The organism is Bowdeniella nasicola, from assembly GCF_900107735.1.
Taxonomy (GTDB): domain Bacteria; phylum Actinomycetota; class Actinomycetes; order Actinomycetales; family Actinomycetaceae; genus Bowdeniella; species Bowdeniella massiliensis.
Window position 1 is genome coordinate 17,080 of record NZ_FNQV01000017.1, and the last position, 16,507, is coordinate 33,586.

Annotated in this window: 15 protein-coding genes; 12 read left to right on the forward strand and 3 right to left on the reverse strand. The window is 66.5% G+C overall.

Annotation, left to right across the window (positions count from 1 at the left end):
- The first annotated feature begins 82 nt into the window (after positions 1-82).
- Positions 83-3,088 (forward strand): FtsK/SpoIIIE domain-containing protein, encoded by a 3,006-nt coding sequence (locus tag BLU67_RS11085; RefSeq protein ID WP_092565946.1) that lies wholly within the window; start codon positions 83-85, stop codon positions 3,086-3,088.
- A gap of 42 nt (positions 3,089-3,130) precedes the next feature.
- Here BLU67_RS11085 and BLU67_RS11090 read toward each other — a convergent pair whose 3' ends face one another.
- Positions 3,131-3,541: a hypothetical protein gene (locus BLU67_RS11090; RefSeq protein ID WP_143027427.1), complete on the reverse strand. Its 411-nt coding sequence runs from the start codon at positions 3,539-3,541 to the stop codon at positions 3,131-3,133.
- A 225-nt stretch (positions 3,542-3,766) separates the two neighbouring features.
- Between BLU67_RS11090 and BLU67_RS11095 the strand changes: the two genes are divergently transcribed.
- Positions 3,767-4,015, forward strand: a complete 249-nt coding sequence (locus BLU67_RS11095; RefSeq protein WP_092565950.1) for a WhiB family transcriptional regulator — start codon at positions 3,767-3,769, stop codon at positions 4,013-4,015.
- Between the two features lie 78 nt (positions 4,016-4,093).
- Here BLU67_RS11095 and BLU67_RS11100 read toward each other — a convergent pair whose 3' ends face one another.
- Positions 4,094-5,560 carry a sensor histidine kinase gene (locus BLU67_RS11100; protein ID WP_261977107.1) on the reverse strand — a complete coding sequence of 489 codons (1,467 nt, stop codon included), beginning with the start codon at positions 5,558-5,560 and terminating at the stop codon, positions 4,094-4,096.
- An 85-nt stretch (positions 5,561-5,645) separates the two neighbouring features.
- Between BLU67_RS11100 and BLU67_RS11105 the strand changes: the two genes are divergently transcribed.
- Entirely contained in the window at positions 5,646-6,137 is a 492-nt protein-coding gene (locus BLU67_RS11105) for a DUF2505 domain-containing protein (protein ID WP_176780797.1), read from the forward strand.
- Positions 6,138-6,214: 77 nt separating this feature from the next.
- Here the strand turns inward: BLU67_RS11105 and BLU67_RS11110 are convergent, their stop codons facing one another.
- Positions 6,215-9,694, reverse strand: a complete 3,480-nt coding sequence (locus BLU67_RS11110) for a proline dehydrogenase family protein (protein ID WP_092565952.1) — start codon at positions 9,692-9,694, stop codon at positions 6,215-6,217.
- Positions 9,695-9,830: 136 nt separating this feature from the next.
- Here BLU67_RS11110 and BLU67_RS11115 point away from each other — a divergent pair, with 136 nt between their 5' ends.
- From BLU67_RS11115 to BLU67_RS11155, 9 genes are read left to right on the forward strand one after another with little or no spacing between them, the layout of a single operon-like run.
- Complete coding sequence (locus BLU67_RS11115; protein WP_092565954.1) at positions 9,831-10,310, forward strand: OsmC family protein; 480 nt, start codon at positions 9,831-9,833, stop codon at positions 10,308-10,310.
- A gap of 4 nt (positions 10,311-10,314) precedes the next feature.
- On the forward strand, positions 10,315-11,013 hold the full coding sequence (locus BLU67_RS11120; RefSeq protein ID WP_092565956.1) for a hypothetical protein: 699 nt from the start codon (positions 10,315-10,317) through the stop codon (positions 11,011-11,013).
- Positions 11,014-11,022: 9 nt separating this feature from the next.
- On the forward strand, positions 11,023-11,823 hold the full coding sequence (locus BLU67_RS11125) for a thymidylate synthase (protein WP_092565958.1): 801 nt from the start codon (positions 11,023-11,025) through the stop codon (positions 11,821-11,823).
- Positions 11,820-12,311: a dihydrofolate reductase gene (locus BLU67_RS11130; protein WP_092565960.1), complete on the forward strand. Its 492-nt coding sequence runs from the start codon at positions 11,820-11,822 to the stop codon at positions 12,309-12,311. Before BLU67_RS11125 ends, BLU67_RS11130 begins: the two co-directional genes overlap by 4 nt.
- Before the next feature lie 34 nt (positions 12,312-12,345).
- A complete protein-coding gene (locus BLU67_RS11135) occupies positions 12,346-13,053 on the forward strand; it encodes a DUF4129 domain-containing protein (RefSeq protein ID WP_143027428.1) in 708 nt (235 codons plus the stop codon).
- Positions 13,050-13,481 carry a hypothetical protein gene (locus tag BLU67_RS11140; RefSeq protein ID WP_092565964.1) on the forward strand — a complete coding sequence of 144 codons (432 nt, stop codon included), beginning with the start codon at positions 13,050-13,052 and terminating at the stop codon, positions 13,479-13,481. The genes BLU67_RS11135 and BLU67_RS11140 overlap by 4 nt, the downstream gene beginning before the upstream one ends.
- A complete protein-coding gene (locus BLU67_RS11145; protein WP_092565966.1) occupies positions 13,478-14,446 on the forward strand; it encodes an AAA family ATPase in 969 nt (322 codons plus the stop codon). The genes BLU67_RS11140 and BLU67_RS11145 overlap by 4 nt, the downstream gene beginning before the upstream one ends.
- Positions 14,446-15,744, forward strand: a complete 1,299-nt coding sequence (locus BLU67_RS11150; protein ID WP_092565968.1) for a DUF58 domain-containing protein — start codon at positions 14,446-14,448, stop codon at positions 15,742-15,744. The genes BLU67_RS11145 and BLU67_RS11150 overlap by 1 nt, the downstream gene beginning before the upstream one ends.
- A complete protein-coding gene (locus tag BLU67_RS11155) occupies positions 15,741-16,280 on the forward strand; it encodes a hypothetical protein (protein ID WP_092565970.1) in 540 nt (179 codons plus the stop codon). The genes BLU67_RS11150 and BLU67_RS11155 overlap by 4 nt, the downstream gene beginning before the upstream one ends.
- The last annotated feature ends 227 nt before the right edge of the window (positions 16,281-16,507 follow it).

Genomic DNA, 16,507 nt, shown 5'->3' on the forward strand with positions numbered 1-16,507 from the left:
ACGCCGCGCCGCCCCGCCCGCGACGTGAGCCCTGCGCGACAGCTGCCCGCATTGTTCGCCGCGCCGGTGTGAGCCTGGGGCCATGTCCATCGCCTTTTCCGTCCTGTCCGGGCCCGACACCGGCTACGCCCAGCTCATCAGCCCCGGCACGCACACGATCGGCCGCGCCGGAGACATCGCCCTAACCGACCCGCAGGTCTCCCGCATGCACGCGACGATCCGCCTCGATGCGCGCGGCCTGCGGCTGAAGGTCGCCGGCGGCGAATATCGCAAACTCGCCGTCGGGCGCCGGCCTTGCCACCTGACGATGGGCGCGTCCCGCGTCGAATTTCGTGCCATCGCCGCCTCCCGCTTGGAACGTCCCCTCGATTCGAGTGTCCTGACCCGCATCGGCGTGCCCGCGCTCATGTGCCTCGTCATGACCCCCCTGGCCTGGGGCGGGCCGGCGTGGCGGTGGGCGATGGTCGCGCTGCCCGCCGTCATGGCGATCGCGGGGCTCATCTCGCTGCGCGCCCGGCGCACGGCGAAGGCCGCCGCCCGCACACTGCCCCTCGCCGCGCACGAGGTTCTCCTCGCCGTCCTGCTCGGCGAGCGCGGCGCCCACACCCCGCGCGTGCCGCGGTGCTTGCGTCGCATCGTGACCTTCGAGCCGGGTGAGGCCTGGAGCTTGCAAGGTGAGTCCGCGCCCGCCCACGCGCGCTGGCTGGCGGGCTGGCTCGCCGGCATGCACGCTCCCGACGTGCTGAGCGTCGATAGTCCCTGGGTGCGCACACACCACCCGGAGGCCAAGGCGCGGGTACGGTTCGTTGCGAGCGAGTCCGCACGCTCTCCTGAGGCCGGCGAGGTCGTCATCACCATCGGCGCTCCGCTCCCATGGGCGGCGCCGCTTCCCATCCGCCGCGGTCACCGCCTGCCAGATGCCTCGGCGCGTTTCACCTCGACGCTCGCCGCCGCGCTGGCCGAATCCGCCGAGGGCAGCGCCCTGCCCACCACGATCGCGCTCGCGGACCTGCTCGAGCTCTCAGCGCCCGCAATCCGCGCGCGCTGGGAACGCCCCGGCCACCCGCCCGGGCCCGCGCCCGTCCCCATCGGCGTCACCGCCACCGGCCCCTGCCAGCTTGATCTCATCGCCGACGGCCCCCACGCCCTCGTCGCGGGCATGACCGGAACCGGCAAATCCGAACTCCTCACGAGCTGGCTGCTCGCCCTCGCCGCCACCACCTCACCCCGCCACCTCACCTTCTTGCTCGTCGACTTCAAGGGCGGCGCCGCCTTCGGGCCGCTGCGCCGTCTGCCCCACACCATCGGCGTCCTCACCGATCTCGATCCGGCCGCCACAACGCGCGCCCTTACCTCCCTCACCGCCCAGCTCAAACAGCGCGAACGCATCTTTCACGCCAGCGGCGTGCGCTCCCTTGCCGAATACGACGCGCTCGCCGGCCCACGCGAGCCCCTTGCCCGCATCCTCGTCGTCATCGACGAATTCCAAGCCCTCGCCACAGATGAGCCCGATCTGCTCGATCAGTTCGTCCGCCTCGCCACCCAGGGCCGTTCGCTCGGTATCCACCTCATCGCCGCCACCCAGCGACCAGCTGGCGTCGTGACCCCGACGATGCGTGCCAACATGCCGCTACGCATCTGCCTGCGCGTCACCTCCACGGCCGATTCGGCCGACATCCTCTGCACCCCCGACGCGGCGGCGTTGCCGGCGATCCCAGGCCGCGCAATCGTCGCCAGCGAGGATGCCACCATCGTCCAGTGGGCCTGGGCAGGCAAGCTCAGCGACGTCACCGCGCTCGTTGAGCGCATCACCGCCACCTGGCAGGCGCTGGCCGGTGGTGCACCCGCACCGCAGCCCTGGGCCCCGCCCCTGCCGCGCCACCTACCTCTTGCCCCCGATTCGCCCTCTTGGGGGCTTATCGACGAGCCAGAAAACCTCCGTCACGCCCCCTACCTGCCGCGCCCCGGCCACCTGCTGATCCTCGGCGGCGCCGCCAGCGGCAAATCCTCCGCCATCCGGCTCGCCCTCACCCAGCGCTTGCGCGATCCCGCCGCCCGCATTTGCCTCATCGGAGGCGATGACGCCAGCGCAGCCCGTCCCGGCCTCATCGGCCACATCCCCCTAACCGACGCCCACCTCTCGCGTCTCTTCCTCGAAGCCGTCACCAGCGAACCGGGCCAGCTCGAGGTCATGATCGACGACCTGCACACCTGGCGCGCGCACCTCGATGACGCGTTCGGGATCGGGTCGGGAAACGACATGATCGAGCGTCTGCTGCGCTCGGCGCGCAGCGTCATCGCCACTGCGGATGCCTCGGTCGCGAGCGCCCGCTGGGCCGGAGCGATGCCGCAGCGCCTGATCCTTCCCGGCCTGGACCCGATGAGCCAGACGCTGTGCGGCCTGCCGCACCACTCCGCCCTCGCACCCCACCCGGGTCGCGCGCGCGAGAGCTATACGGAGCGCGAAATCCAGCTGTCGTTCGTCCCGCCGCTACCCCGCGCCGCCTCCCCGGACGCCGGCATCCACGCCTCCGCCCCGGACGCCCACTCCCCCGTCCAAGCCCTCGCCGCGTCTCCTCACCGCTTTCGGCCGCTGCCAACCTCGCTCACGTGCCACTCGAAAGACGGCATTGGCGCGATCGCGCCCGCGGCTGAGCTTTTCGCTCCCGAGGCACCTTCCTCGGTGCTCGTCATCGCGCCCGCCGGCGCCGGCCGCCGCACGGCCCTGCACACGCTGCGCGAGCACTTCATCGCTCGCGGCTTTGACGTCCAGGAGATCGACCCCCACGACGCCGCAAGCGCGCCTTTACCCGCCCCGGCCCCGCGAGCGCCCGCCCGCCCTGCACTCATCCTCGCGGCCAGTGATCCCGCCCGGGTCTCCTTCGCGGCAACGGGAGCGCTCGCCCAGCTCAAAGCCACCGGCGCCGTCCTGCTCCTGCGCCCCCACCGGATGAACCGCATCGCCGGCCTCGCCTGGCCCGTCCCAAGCTGGGTCTACGCCCACACTCCCGCGATGAACGCCCCGGGCCGGGGCGTCTGGCTCGACGCGGCCGGCGCCCACGTCATCCAGGTAGCGCAACCGTCCTAGTCCAGCTAGCCCAACTGCCCTAGTCCAGCTAGCCCAGGCGTCCTAATCGAACTTCGTCGGGCGCTCCTCGACGCCGAGGTACTCCCGCGTCGAGCGCGTCAACAACCCCCAGCCACCAACCACGGAGGCCAGCCCAATGAGCGAAAACCACCCCGGAACGTTGCCGAGCGTGAACAGGAAGGAGAAGAACTCCACCAAGAACAGCGTCAGCAGAGGCGCCCGCGCCGCCCGCTTCCGCCGAATTATGCCAAAGACGGCCAAACCGAGGCACAGCGCCATCACGAGCGCCGCCCCCGCCATCAGCGCCATCGCCTTGCCGAACTTCGGCTGCGTCATCGCTGCCGGAAACCAGATCGCGGCAAAAACCACGTACATCGCCGCATGGACAGCGCCGATCACGACGGACAGCAGCAACGGGCGCGGCATAGCAAGAAAACTCGATTCGGACTTCACCCAACTAGCCTACGACGTGCATCACGCGGCGTTCGTAACGCCGGGATGTCCGAGCAGTAAACGCCGTGTGATCAACTACACCGCAACGAGGCGGACTTGCAGTGGCAACGTCTCTTGTGCCGCCCTCACATTAGTGCGAAGCTTGAGAGCAGACCGCAGACGATGATGTTGAGCAGGGCTCCGTCAAGTGTCGGTAGCACGCTCAACACACCCAAGGAGATGTTAATGGACTGGCGTCATAAGGCGAAGTGCTTGACGGAAGATCCTGAACTCTTCTTCCCCATTGGTAATACGGGCCCGGCCCTAACCCAAATTGAGGAAGCCAAGGCCGTGTGCCGCCAGTGCGACGTCCAGGAGACGTGCCTGAAGTGGGCGATCGAAAATGGCCAGGATTCCGGCGTTTGGGGCGGAATGAGTGAAGACGAGCGCCGCGCCCTGAAGCGCCGCACCGCTCGCGCGCGCCGCGCCAGCTAATCCTCAGCCACCATCGCTAACGCAAAAGGGCGGGGCCTGCAGATTACTGCGGGCCCCGCCCTTTTTCGCCTTTTCGCGCTATTCACCATCCGTCGTCGCGCGATTACATAAATGCACGTGCACCATCACTTCGGTTCCTTGCGGCTCACGTGGATTCCACGAAATAGTTCCGCGCAATTCCCCCTGCACCAACGTGCGCACAATCTGCGTCCCTAATCCGGTTCCAGGTCCCGCGTCCGTCACACCACTGCCCGAATCTCGCACGTAGACCGTCAGATCACAATCATCGCGCCGAGCCTCGATTTCAATCTCGCCGCCCTGCCCGTCATAGCCGTGTTCCACCGCGTTCGAGACAAGTTCCATGAGCACGACGGAAAGGCTCGTCGCGACATCGGCCCCGACGAAACCGAAGGAGCCGATGACCTTGGTCGTCGGATGATCGCCCGGCGAGGCCACATCGGCCGCGAGGCGCAGCACCCGCACAAATACGTTGTCAAAGTCGACGGTCTCATCGATCGTCTGCGACAGCGTCTCGTGCACGGTCGCGATCGTCGCAACACGCCGCATTGCCTCGCCGAGCGCCTCGCGCGTTTCATCGGAGGAGGAGCGCCTCGCCTGCAGCCGCAGCAGCGCCGCCACCGTCTGCAAATTGTTCTTCACCCGGTGGTGGATCTCCCGGATGGTCGCATCCTTGGTCAGCAGCTCGCGTTCGCGACGACGCACCTCGGAGACGTCTCGCACCAACAGGATGGCGCCGCGACGCTGGCCATGCTCCGTAATCGGCTGGGCGCGCAGCGTCAGCGACACCCCATAGGATTCCACTTCGGTCAGCCACGCCGCCCGCCCCATGAGGACGACGGGAAGCGTCTCATCGACGAGCGAGTGCGGCTCGATAATGTCGGATACCGCCTGGGCGAGGTTGCGCCCATTCATGTTGCCCTGCACGCCGAGGCGATGGAAACAGCTGAGCGCATTGGGCGAGGCATAGGTGACATCGCCGTCGGGATCGAGGCGAACCATGCCATCGCCGACGCGCGGCATGCCGCGCCGGTAGCCGGGCACCGACGTCGAGGGAAACTCGCCGCGGGTGATCATCGCGCACAGGTCGTCGGCGGCGCCGTGATAGTTGCGTTCCAGCCGCGACTGGCTGCGCGCTGTCCCGAGGTTTGCTTCGCGCGAAAGCACCGCGATCGGCTGGCCCTCAAAGACGACGGGCACGAGGTCCTCGCGCACCGCGTAGGAGCCCGTCCAGCGCGGTTCATCGGAGCGACGGATCTGGCCCGAGGCCATCGTCTCTTCCAGCATCGCGCGTCGGCCCTCGGGAATGTGCCGCCCGACGACATCGTCGTGGTGGACCGTCGACCCGGTGGACGGCCGGCAGTGCGAGACCGCCGTGAACCCCTCCCCATCCGGCACCCACAGCACGAGATCGGCAAACGCCAAATCGGACAGGATCTGCCAGTCGCCGACGAGAAGGTGGAGCCACTCCGCCTGCCGGGCGTCGAGGCCGCCGAGCCGCCGGATGAGATCGTTTAAGTTCGACACGCCCTTTAGCCTATCGGTGCTGCCATGCCGAAGTGACACCCCGAGCGGTAACCTGAGAACAATATGTCCACGGCAAGGAGCCCTCATGCATTTTTCCACCTCCGTCACGTACCCAGCCTCCGCTGTCAAGGTGGCCGAGCTCTGGCGTGATGAGTCCTTCCAGCGGACCAAGGCCGAACGCGCCGGCGCTAGGCGCAGCTCCGTCACGATCGCGGGCGACGCGGACTTAACCGTGACGATCCGAGCCGAGATCCCCTCCGATGTGTTGCCGAAGGCGGCCCGACGATTCGTCGGCGCCGTCTTAGAGGTCACCATCGTCGAGGCCTGGGAGCCCGCCGATGGCGACGGCCGCCGCGCCGGAACCCTCTCGCTCGATATCGCGGGCGCGCCCGTGCGGGTGAACGCGCGCATGGAGCTGCTGCCGGTATCCGCGACGGAGTGCACGCGCACGATTGATGGCGACGTTAAGGCCTCCGTCCCGCTGTTTTCCGGGCCGATCGAACGCGCCGCCGTGGGGGCCGTCGAGGATGTCGTCGCGGCCGAAAAGGCGATCGCCGTCGATTACCTCAAGAACTAGCGCGCCCCGCGCACGGCAATGGCGGCGAACCCAGCTGGGTCCGCCGCCATTGTGCGTCTCTCGGCTATCGAAGTCCGCTAGAAGACCGGGACCTCCTCGCCCGCGGGCAGGTGTCCGAAGCGGTGGCGCGTCAGCGAAATCGCCTGCTCGCGCAGGAACGTCAGCAGCTCGCGCCGCCCGGTAGCGAGCACCGGGCCGGTGAGCACGGTGACGGCCGAGGTCGCACCGAGCGCCTCAGCGATCTCAGCGCCCTCCTCGCCGATCACGCGGATCCGGCCGGTGATCTGCCCGGAGCGCGCACGGTTGATGAACTGATCGGTGCGCTCTCCCACCTCGACGACGTCCTTGAGCCGCTGCAGGCCCGCGACGGCGGCGGGGCCAGCCGTGTGCATCGCCTTGAGCTCCTTGGACAGCTCGGGATTGAGCGAGACGCGCACGCGCGAGCCCGCAAGCTCGGCTGCGGCGAGCAGCCGCACGAGCTCCGCAGCGCTGGCGCCCCGGCCCGCGCGGATCGTCACATCCGTGGGGCGGTAGCGGAAGATGTTCGCCTCGGCGTGCAGGCCGGAGAGGTCTTCTTCCACGCCGAGCTCGCTCGCCCAGGCCGCCGCATCGGAGGCGAGAGCCGAGCGTAGCCACGCCCGCTCCGCCTGATCGGTGACGAGCCCGGTGTAGTCAGCATGCAGGGCCGCCACCTCGTCGGTGAGCTCGATGCCGTGCTGCGGCTCGCCGTCGGGCAGCCAGCGTCCCAGTTGCGCCACGTAGTTCGGGCCGCCAGCCTTCGCGCCGGGGCCGAAGGCGGACAGCTTCCAGCCACCAAACGCCTGCCGCTGCACGATCGCGCCCGTGATGTGGCGGTTGACGTAGGCGTTACCGATCTCGACGTTGTCCAGCCAGGTCTCGATCTCCTTCTCATCGAGCGAGTGCAGACCGCCCGTCAGGCCGTAGTCGACGGCGTTTTGAATCTCGATCGCTTCCTGGAGCGTCTTGGCGCGCATGATGCCGAGCACCGGCCCGAAGCACTCCGTCATGTGGAAGAACGAACCCGGCTGCACGTTATCGCGCACGCCCGGGGACCACAGCTTGCCGCTGTCATCGAGCTTGCGCGGCTCGACGAGCCAGGACTCGCCCGGCTCAAGCGTCGTCAGCGCACGCAGCAGCTTGCCGCTGGGCTCTTCGATGACGGGGCCCATGGTCGTCGACAGGTCATCGGGGTAGCCCACCCGCACCGAGGACGCGGCGTCCACGAGCTGGTTCATGAGGCGATCCGAGGTGCCCGCGGATCCGACGAGGATCGCGAGCGAGGCGGCCGAGCACTTCTGCCCGGCATGCCCGAACGCCGATTTCACGAGGTCCGCGACGGCGAGGTCGTAATCGGCCGCGGGCGTAATGATGAGCGAGTTCTTGCCCGAAGTTTCGGCGTAGACGCGCGCACCACCGTCGTGAGAGGCGCGCCACTCGGCGAACATCTCGGCCGTCTCGGAGGCACCCGTGAGGATGACCTGATCGATGTCGGCGTGCGAGATGAGATGCTTGCCGATTTCGTTTTCCTTCGTCCGGATCGCCTGCAGCAGCTCGCCGGGCACGCCCGCCGCATGGCAGGCCTCCACAATGAGTTCGCTACAGCCCGGAACGGCCGAGGCCGGCTTGATGATGACGCCAGAGCCCGCCGCGAGCGCCGCAATGACGCCGCCACAGGGAATCGCGACGGGGAAGTTCCACGGCGGCGTCACGAGGGTGACGTCGACGGGTTCGAAGCGGGCGCCGTCGGTTGCCAGCGAGCCGGATTCCGGCTCGAGCTCCAGCGCCCGATCCGCGTAGTAGCGCGCAAAGTCGATCGCCTCAGAGACCTCGGGATCGCCCTGCTCGACGGTCTTGCCGCCCTCGGCCGCCATGACGGTGATGAACTCGCCGCGACGGTCCTCCAACTGCTGGGCGACGGCGCGCAGGATCTGCGCCCGCTCCGCGGCGGACTTGGCGCGCCAGCCGGCCACGGCGCCCTTGACCTTCGCGACGACGTCGTCGACCTCGCCGGTGGACTTCAGGACCGGGCTCCACAGCTCCTTGGGCTTGCGGTCGACGGCCTCGCGGGCCCACTGCCGGGTCGCCGGCAGCGCCGGATCCGAATCGGCCGTGTTCGCAAAGCTGTCCCCGATGGGGGCGCGCTCGGTCGTGCGGCGGGCACCAATCGGAGCGTCGGCCATATTCGCCACCGAGCGACGGAAGCGCTGCTCCTGATCGTCCATCCCGGCGCCCGAGGTGTCGCCTTCTTCGGCGAACATCGCGCGCAGGAAGTTTTGTGACTGGGCGTTTTCTTCCAGTCGGCGCACCAGGTAGGAGACGGCGACGTCGAAATCCTCGGGGGCGACGACGGGCGTGTAGAGCAGGACGGAGCCCACGCGGTCACGCACGGCGCGCGCCTGCGAGGGGCTCATGCCCTGCAGCATCTCGATGTCGAGCATGTCGCTGACGCCGCGCTCGGTCGCCAGCAGGTGCGCGAGCGCTACCGTGTACAGGTTGTGCGAGGCCACGCCGATGCGTAGCGCACCGAGGTTCTCGGGCCGCAGGATGCGCTCGACGAGCCGCAGGTAATTGGCATCGACGCCATCCTTATCGGCATACGGCGCCTGCTTCCAGCCGTGAATCTCGGCCTCCACGCGCTCCATCGACAGGTTCGCGCCCTTGACGATGCGGATCTTGATCGGCGCGTGCCCCTGCTCGTGGCGTTCGCGCGCGAAGTCGATGAGCTTTTCCAGCGCCCCCACCGAATCCGGCAGGTAGGCCTGCAGCACGATGCCCGCGGACAGGTCGTGGAACTCCTCCTCGTTCAGGATGCGCGTGAACACCTCGATCGTGAGGTCGAGGTCGCGGTATTCCTCCATATCGAGGTTGACGAACGTGTGCGGGCTGGTCGCAACGGCCGCGCGGTAGAGCGGACGCAACCGCTCCAGCACGCGCTGCGTGGTGCCTTCGGTATCCCACGTCGAAATCTGGGAGACGAGCGAGGACACCTTGATCGAGACGTAGTCGACGTCGTCGCGCTTGATCAGGTCGATCGTGCGCTGCATGCGGGAGGCAGCCTCCTGCTCCCCCAACACGGCCTCACCCAGGAGGTTGATGTTCAGCTGGAAGCCATCCTTGCGCGACTTTTCCAAGTGTTCGCCAAGCTGCGGATCGCGCGCGTCGACGACGAGGTGTCCGACGATCTGGCGCAGGCGCTTGCGGGCGAGGGGCACGACGACGCCGGGAGCCAGGCGTGCCGCCTTCGCGCCGAGCCCAAGCAGCGTGCGGTCAATCGTGCCGAGGAAGGATGCCGCGTCCGAGGCCGTCAGCTGCGATAGCTCCTTGGCGGCGACTTTGGAGTCTTCGGGGCGCGCGACCCGGTCCACGAACCGCATCGCCAGATCAAGGCCCGCAGGGTCGGCCACGAGTGCCGCCAATTGACCCGTAGTAGCCCGCTCCTCATCCGTTTGTCCGGCTTCGGTTTCGTCGATCCACCGGTGTGCAAGATCAACTGAGTCATCGACAAGTGCGAGAACGTCAGCGGGTACTTGGGTCATTGAAATTCCTCCATCATCCCAACAGTTGTGACAGATCGAGCGCAGCATCAATGCCGGGCTGACCCTTAGTCCCACGGTACCAATTACGAGCGCACCTTACATCCACGTTTCGCGCTCCGCGTGCGACGATTACGCCATGACTACCGAGAGCCCTGTCCCTGCCTTCCCCACCGAGCCGACCGACTCGCAGCACGCGCGTCCACCCATCTCGCTACGCCGCCTGGGCACACGCACGTTCGTGGCAACCGCCCCGCGTGGCCAGCAGCTTACCGTGGGTCCGGCTGACGTCCCGGGCGCCATTACCCCCGGAGAACTCCTGCAAATTGCGCTGGCCGGCTGCAATGCGATGAGCGCCGACGCTCGCATGTCCCATGCCCTGGGCGAGGACCACGATTCGACGTGGTGGGTTCGCGCCATCTTCGAAGCCGAGGGCGATGAATACGTCGGTTTCGACGTCGTCGCTGACGCAGATCTCAGCGCCCTCGATAGCGAGGAGGAGACGAAACTCGCGCAGCGAGCAGCCGCTGCCATCGCGCGACTTTGCACGGTAGGGCACACACTAGAGGGGAACCCGGTAACGACGCTCACCGTAGGTGGGCAGGTATTCAAGGAGTAAACGGATGGCTTCACTGTTTTCCATGAAGGGCTTCGATGCGGCATTCGACAAGGCCGTCACGATTCCCTCCGCGCGCGTGAAGCAGACCGTCGCCAAGCTGCGCCGCAAGCACCCCCGCGCCACCCCTGAACAGATCATCGCCATGCTGGATAAGAAGTACATGCGCCTGGCCAAGACCTCCGGTGCCGGCGTGGGCGTCGCCGCGGCCGTCCCGGCGGTCGGTACCGCCGCCGCCGTTGGACTCACCGGCGCGCAGATGGCGGCCTTCGTCGCCGCGACCGCGTTCCACGTCATGGCCGTGGCGGAGGTCTACGGAGTGCCGACGGATGATATTGATCGTCGCCGCACCCTGCTGCTGACTGCGTTGCTGGGCGAAGAAGGCGCAAACGCCGTCCAAGCCTCGCTTGGCTTGTCGACCGTGCACTGGGCGCGCCAGGCGCTGACCAAGATGCCTGCCTCGACGGTGAAGTCGGTCAATGCTGCGCTGCGGAAGCGGGCCGCGAAGAAGGCGGCCGCGAAGGGCGGCACGGTCATGCTCGGCCGACTTGCTCCCTTTGGCGTCGGCGCCGCTGTGGGCTGGGTTGGCGGAAAGGCCATGGGCCAGTCGGTGCTCGACGGCATCAAGACGGCCTTTGGGCCGGCCCCGTTGAGTTTCGAGATCGCAGATCAGAACCGCAAACAGCTCGAGGATTCTTTAGTCTAAGGTGGTCTTGTGACCGTCAACACAGCCTACGAAGAGCTCCTGCGCCACGTTCTTGAGACCGGAACCCGCCGTGAGGATCGCACCGGGACGGGCACTGTGTCCGTCTTCGGCGCCCAAATGCGTTTCAACCTCGCCGACGGCTTCCCCCTCGTGACGACCAAGCGAGTCCACCTCAAATCCGTCGTGGGCGAGCTGCTGTGGTTCCTCAAGGGCGAATCCAACATCCAGTACTTGCAGGACAACGGCATCCGAATCTGGAATGAGTGGGCCGATGACGAGGGCGAGCTCGGTCCCGTCTACGGGGTGCAGTGGCGCAGCTGGCCGACGGCCGATGGCCGGCACATCGACCAGATCGAACGAGTCCTTACCCAGCTCCGCGAGGACCCCTCTTCGCGGCGCATCATCGTCTCCGCATGGAACGTCGGCGAACTGGACAAGATGGCGCTCATGCCCTGCCATGCTTTCTTCCAGTTCTATGTTGCGGACGGCAAGCTCTCCTGCCAGCTCTACCAGCGCAGCGCAGACATGTTCCTTGGCGTCCCGTTCAATATTGCCTCGTACTCGCTGCTCACTCACATGATCGCGCAGCAGGTAGGCCTCGATGTCGGCGATTTTGTGTGGACTGGCGGTGACTGCCACATCTACCTCAATCACCTCGACCAGGTGAAGGAGCAGCTCTCGCGAGATGCCTTCGATATGCCGCAGCTAAAGCTCCGCAAGGCGCCCTCGATCTTCGATTACGACTTCGATGACATTCAGGTTGAGGGATACGAACACCATCCGGCGATCTCGGCGCCCATCTCCGTATGATCGGCGCTATTTGGGCGCACGCTCATGGAGTCATCGGTGCCGACGGCGACATGCCCTGGTACCTGCCGGAGGATCTCGCGCACTTTAAATCTGTCACGATGTCGAGTGCGGTCCTCATGGGACGAGCCACGTGGCAGTCCTTGTCAGAGCGCTTCCGCCCACTGCCTAGACGAGAAAACTTCGTTGCGACCAAGAATCCTGAGTTCTCCGCGCCGGGCGCGCGCCTCGTCACGGATCTCGACGGCTTTCTGTCCGATCCGCGCTGGCAAGACGAGGATCTGTGGGTCATGGGCGGCGGCGAAATCTACCGCGCTGCCATGCCCGTCATTGATCGCGCTTCGGTCACCGAGATCGACGTGCGGGTCGCTGGCGATACGTTTGCGCCCGAACTTCCTTCCGGCCAATACCACTGCGGGCCGTGGCAAAAATCAGCCCGCGGACTGAGTTACAGATTCTGTGATTGGACTCGCGCTGCTCTACACTCGTGAGCGCGAACACTGAACGAACGACGGAGTAAACGGCGTGAGAACCCGAGCACTAGCGGCATTCGCTGCCCTGGCGGCGATCGTCTTAGTGTTCATCGGCTCGCTCCCACCCGCCGTTCGTACCCAGATCGACGTCGCTCCGCCACCAGGAAAACGCAGATCCGGGATGCCCGGTGCACCGCCACGCGGCTCCACCGATGAAGTCTTCCCACCGACCCCGCCTGATTTTTCATGGATCATGACGACGATGGGATACATCTTCTTTATCGCCATCGCTTCTGGTGTCATCTTCGGGGTTTTCCTCTGGTTCTCCCGCCGCTACCGTAAGCGCAAGCTCGAAGAAGCAGACCTGGATGAGGCTGCGCTCCTGACGGATTTGATTACCGCCGAGGATCCGATGGAGGTCGAGGACGTGGCGCTCGCTCGGACTGCCCTCGCGGATCTCAGTTTGTCCCACGAGGACCGCGTGATTGCGACGTGGATTGAGCTCGAGGACGCGGCGAGCCGCCGCTACGGCAACCGGCTCGCAACCGTTACGCCGTCGGAGTGGGCTCAGCAGCGCCTCATTGCCTCGGGAGCTGATAGCGGCGCCGTCGAAGCTCTCCTCGACCTGTACTACCGGGCGCGCTTCCGGCCCGGTCACGTCACGACCGAGGCGGACATCGCACAGGCTAGCCAGGCACTTTCTCGCATCGAGGACTCTTTGGACGAAGCAGGCGCCGCACACGCGAGGGGTCGCCGGTGAAAAAGTACGCTGTGCTCCCCTTCGTCGTGGGTCTCGTATTGTTCGGGCTGACCTTTGCCGTTTCCTGGCCGCTGTTCTACTGCCTGACCTTTGGTGCGGGAGCCGCCGCGGTGACCGCGGCCGCGCAGTATTTCAAGAATGTCGACACCGAAAAGCGCGGCGAGTTTGAGGTCCACCCCGCCTCCGGATTGCGGCCATCGGTCGCCACGACGGCCGGCGCATTTCGAGAGGCCCGCGTTACTGGGCGCACTGCCGAGCGAATCAGGACCGTCGTCGAGGACTACGTCGCGCGTCATCACCTCAGCAATTCGCAAGTTCGCCAAATGTTTGGCGCCGACTTCGACCAGTTCATGAGCGGAACGGCTCACCTCACTCCGGTGCAGGCCCAGCGCCTGCTTTCCGCACTCAATGAAAAGGACAGATCATGACCGATCTCATGCCCGCCTCTATCGAGGAGATCTCTAGCCGCGGCCGCGCTGTGCTCGACGAAGTCGCGACGATTGTCGTCGGGATGGACGAGGCCCTCACCACGGCACTGTCCGCGGTGCTTGCCGGCGGGCACGTGCTGTTCGAGGATCTGCCGGGACTCGGCAAGACCGTTGCGGCGCGGACGCTCGCCGGGGCGCTCGGCCTTGATTTCGCGCGTCTGCAATGTACCCCGGACCTGCTACCCACTGACGTCACCGGCTCCTTCGTGTGGGACCCGTCGACGCGGGAGTTCGACTTCCGTGCCGGACCGGTTTTTACCGGGCTGCTGCTCGCTGACGAGATCAACCGCACCTCGCCGCGCACCCAGTCCGCGCTGCTAGAGGCGATGGCGGAAGGCCAGGTCAGCGCCGAAGGCAAGACGTTCCGCCTACCGCGCCCGTTCCACGTCATTGCGACGTCAAACCCCGTCGAACTCGAGGGCACGTTCCCGCTTCCGGAAGCACAGCTCGACCGCTTCATGATCCGCCTGTCCGTCGGCTATCTCCCGACCGAGCAGGAGACCACAATTCTGCTCAACCGCGTCGCTCGACGCACAGAAGCAACCCACGTCAACCCCGTCGTCAATGCCGAACAGGTACTGGCAATGCAGGCCGGGGTTGAAGCGATTGACGTCAAGCCCGACGTCGCCGAATACTGCGTCAAGCTTGCCGCCGCTACGCGCGAGCACCCGGAAGTTGAAGTCGGGGTCTCCCCCCGCGGGGCGCAGGCGCTGCTCCTGCTGTGCCGCGCGCGTGCCGCACTGCTCGGCCGGGACTACATCACGCCCGATGACGTGCGCGCCGTGGCAGTTCCTGCGCTGGCGCACCGCCTCACGCTGACTGCTCGCGCCTGGGCGGCTGGTGTCACGGGCGCCTCCGTCATCGACAGCGTCATCGATACGGTCCCCGTGCCCTCCGTCGCGTAATGCTCGGCGAAGATCGCACACGCACCCTCAAACCCACCCTGCTCCACATTGGTGGGCTCTTCACGGCTGCCGTGCTGGCGACGATCTCGCTCATTACCGCACGGCCGGAGCTTGCGGTGCTTGCCGGATTGTGCGCCTTCGATGGCCTGCGGAGGTCGGCATCGTCGATCGTGGTGAACCGCGTCCGCCCGCACCTGGACAACGATGGGGTGTTGACGGGCTCCGTCGAATGCGCCGGCACAGGTCCGGTGCCAGATGCGCTGTCGATTCGTGCCTCCGGAGTTTCCGGTATTCCCGATGCTGTCGTCGTCGCGGCGCACGCGTATGAGGGCGAGACGTGGGGACGCAAACTTGACGCACTGGATTCGTGCGGGCGCAGCGGGCCGCTCGATTTGATGCGCACCGAAGTGCGGGCGCAAACCTCGCGCGGGGCACTCGGTCCGATCCAGCTGTTACCGATGCGGATTTATGCGCCGCCGCAGACCTCCGTGCTACCGGTGCTGCCGCGCCCGCGCCGGCTCGTCGGCGCGTGGGGGCCGCGGGAGGATCGCCGCGCTGGCAGTGGTACCCGGTTCTTCGACGTCGCTCCCCTTGGAAGGGGCGACCGGCTGTCACGGATCTCGTGGCGCTCGACCGCGCGGCACGCCACGGGTGCAGACATCGACCAAATTTTCATCGCCCGGAACCACGCCGGCTCCGAGTCGATCGTCATGATTGCCTTGGATCCGCGCGATGACGTCGGCCGGAACGTTGATGCCTGGGCCGGTGGCTCCAAGCGCTCCCCCACTGCTATCACGAGCCTCGACGTGGCCCGCAACGCCGCCGTTTCGCTCGCGCAGGCTCATCTGGCCGAGGGCGATCGCGTCGGACTTGTCGACCTGTCGAACCCCGGGCATGGTCTGCCGCCAGGAACGGGCCGTCGAACAGCAGAGCGCATTTCTCGCTACGTGACAACGGCGCGGCCTCCGCACCGAGCAACGCGTCAGGTACGCGCACCCCGCATCGCTCCGACGGCATCGATCTGGCTCATTTCGACGCTGTTAGATGATGTTCCCGTCGATTTCGCGTTGCATTGGGCTCACACTGGCCACGACATCCGGATCATCGATGTCCTGCCAGAAGGCCTGGTCTCTCATGACAAGGCAGTTTCTACCGCGCTGGAGTTGGAGCTCGCCGAACGGCAGCTGCGCATCCGGGCACTGCGGGAGACCGGGATCGACGTCCTCTCGTGGCGCCAAATCGATGAACCCGATCTTGCTGCCTTCCTGCAGGCCCGAAACCGAGGAGCACGTCGATGAAGAAATCACGCGATCTTCGCCTTGCTATCGGGCCCGCGATTCCCGCGTGGTCCTTGTTCGCGTTCCGCTTCGTCGCTGCGATCGTCATTGGTCTGCTGTGGGGTGCGCCCACCTGGCTGCTTCTTCTCACCTCAATTCTCGCGCTCGCCTCAACTGCGGCATGGGCACCGCTTCTTGGCATGGCCTTCGGTGCCGTCGCGCAGTTCATGCCAGCGCGTTACGTCGACGGGGTGCTGCAGACATCGCTGTCTTGGTGGGCTGCCATCGCCGCAGTTATCGTGCTCATGCAGGCCGTGCTGATCTCGGCCCGTTTTACCGAGCGAACGGTTTACACCGCGCGGGTAGAACTGGCTGCGATCGGCTACGTGGTCAAGCGCTCGCTTCCTGCACAGCTGACGGCACAGGGTTTGTGGGCCATCGCGTGCCTTCTTCCGCTCGGAGTCGTGCGGGTGCCCCCAGGCGTGTTGGGCATTGGTGTCGTGGGCCTCATCCTTCTTGCCGTTCTCGTCGTCATATCGCAACGTCGAAACGACTGACTTCAACAGACGAGCAAGCCCCCTACCACCGGATTCTTGGTGGTAGGGGGCTTCCCCGTTGCTGCGTTGGCGTGCGGGTGTGCGTTAGAAGGGTGGTGGTCCGTTGAGGGCTTCGTCGAAGCGCCAGTCGTTGGCTAGGGTGAAGCCGCGCGGCTGCCCTGCCGCGCTTGTCTGCGTTGCCTCAGGTGTCATCGCGGTATCGGTGTTCGCGGTGGTGGTGAGGGGTT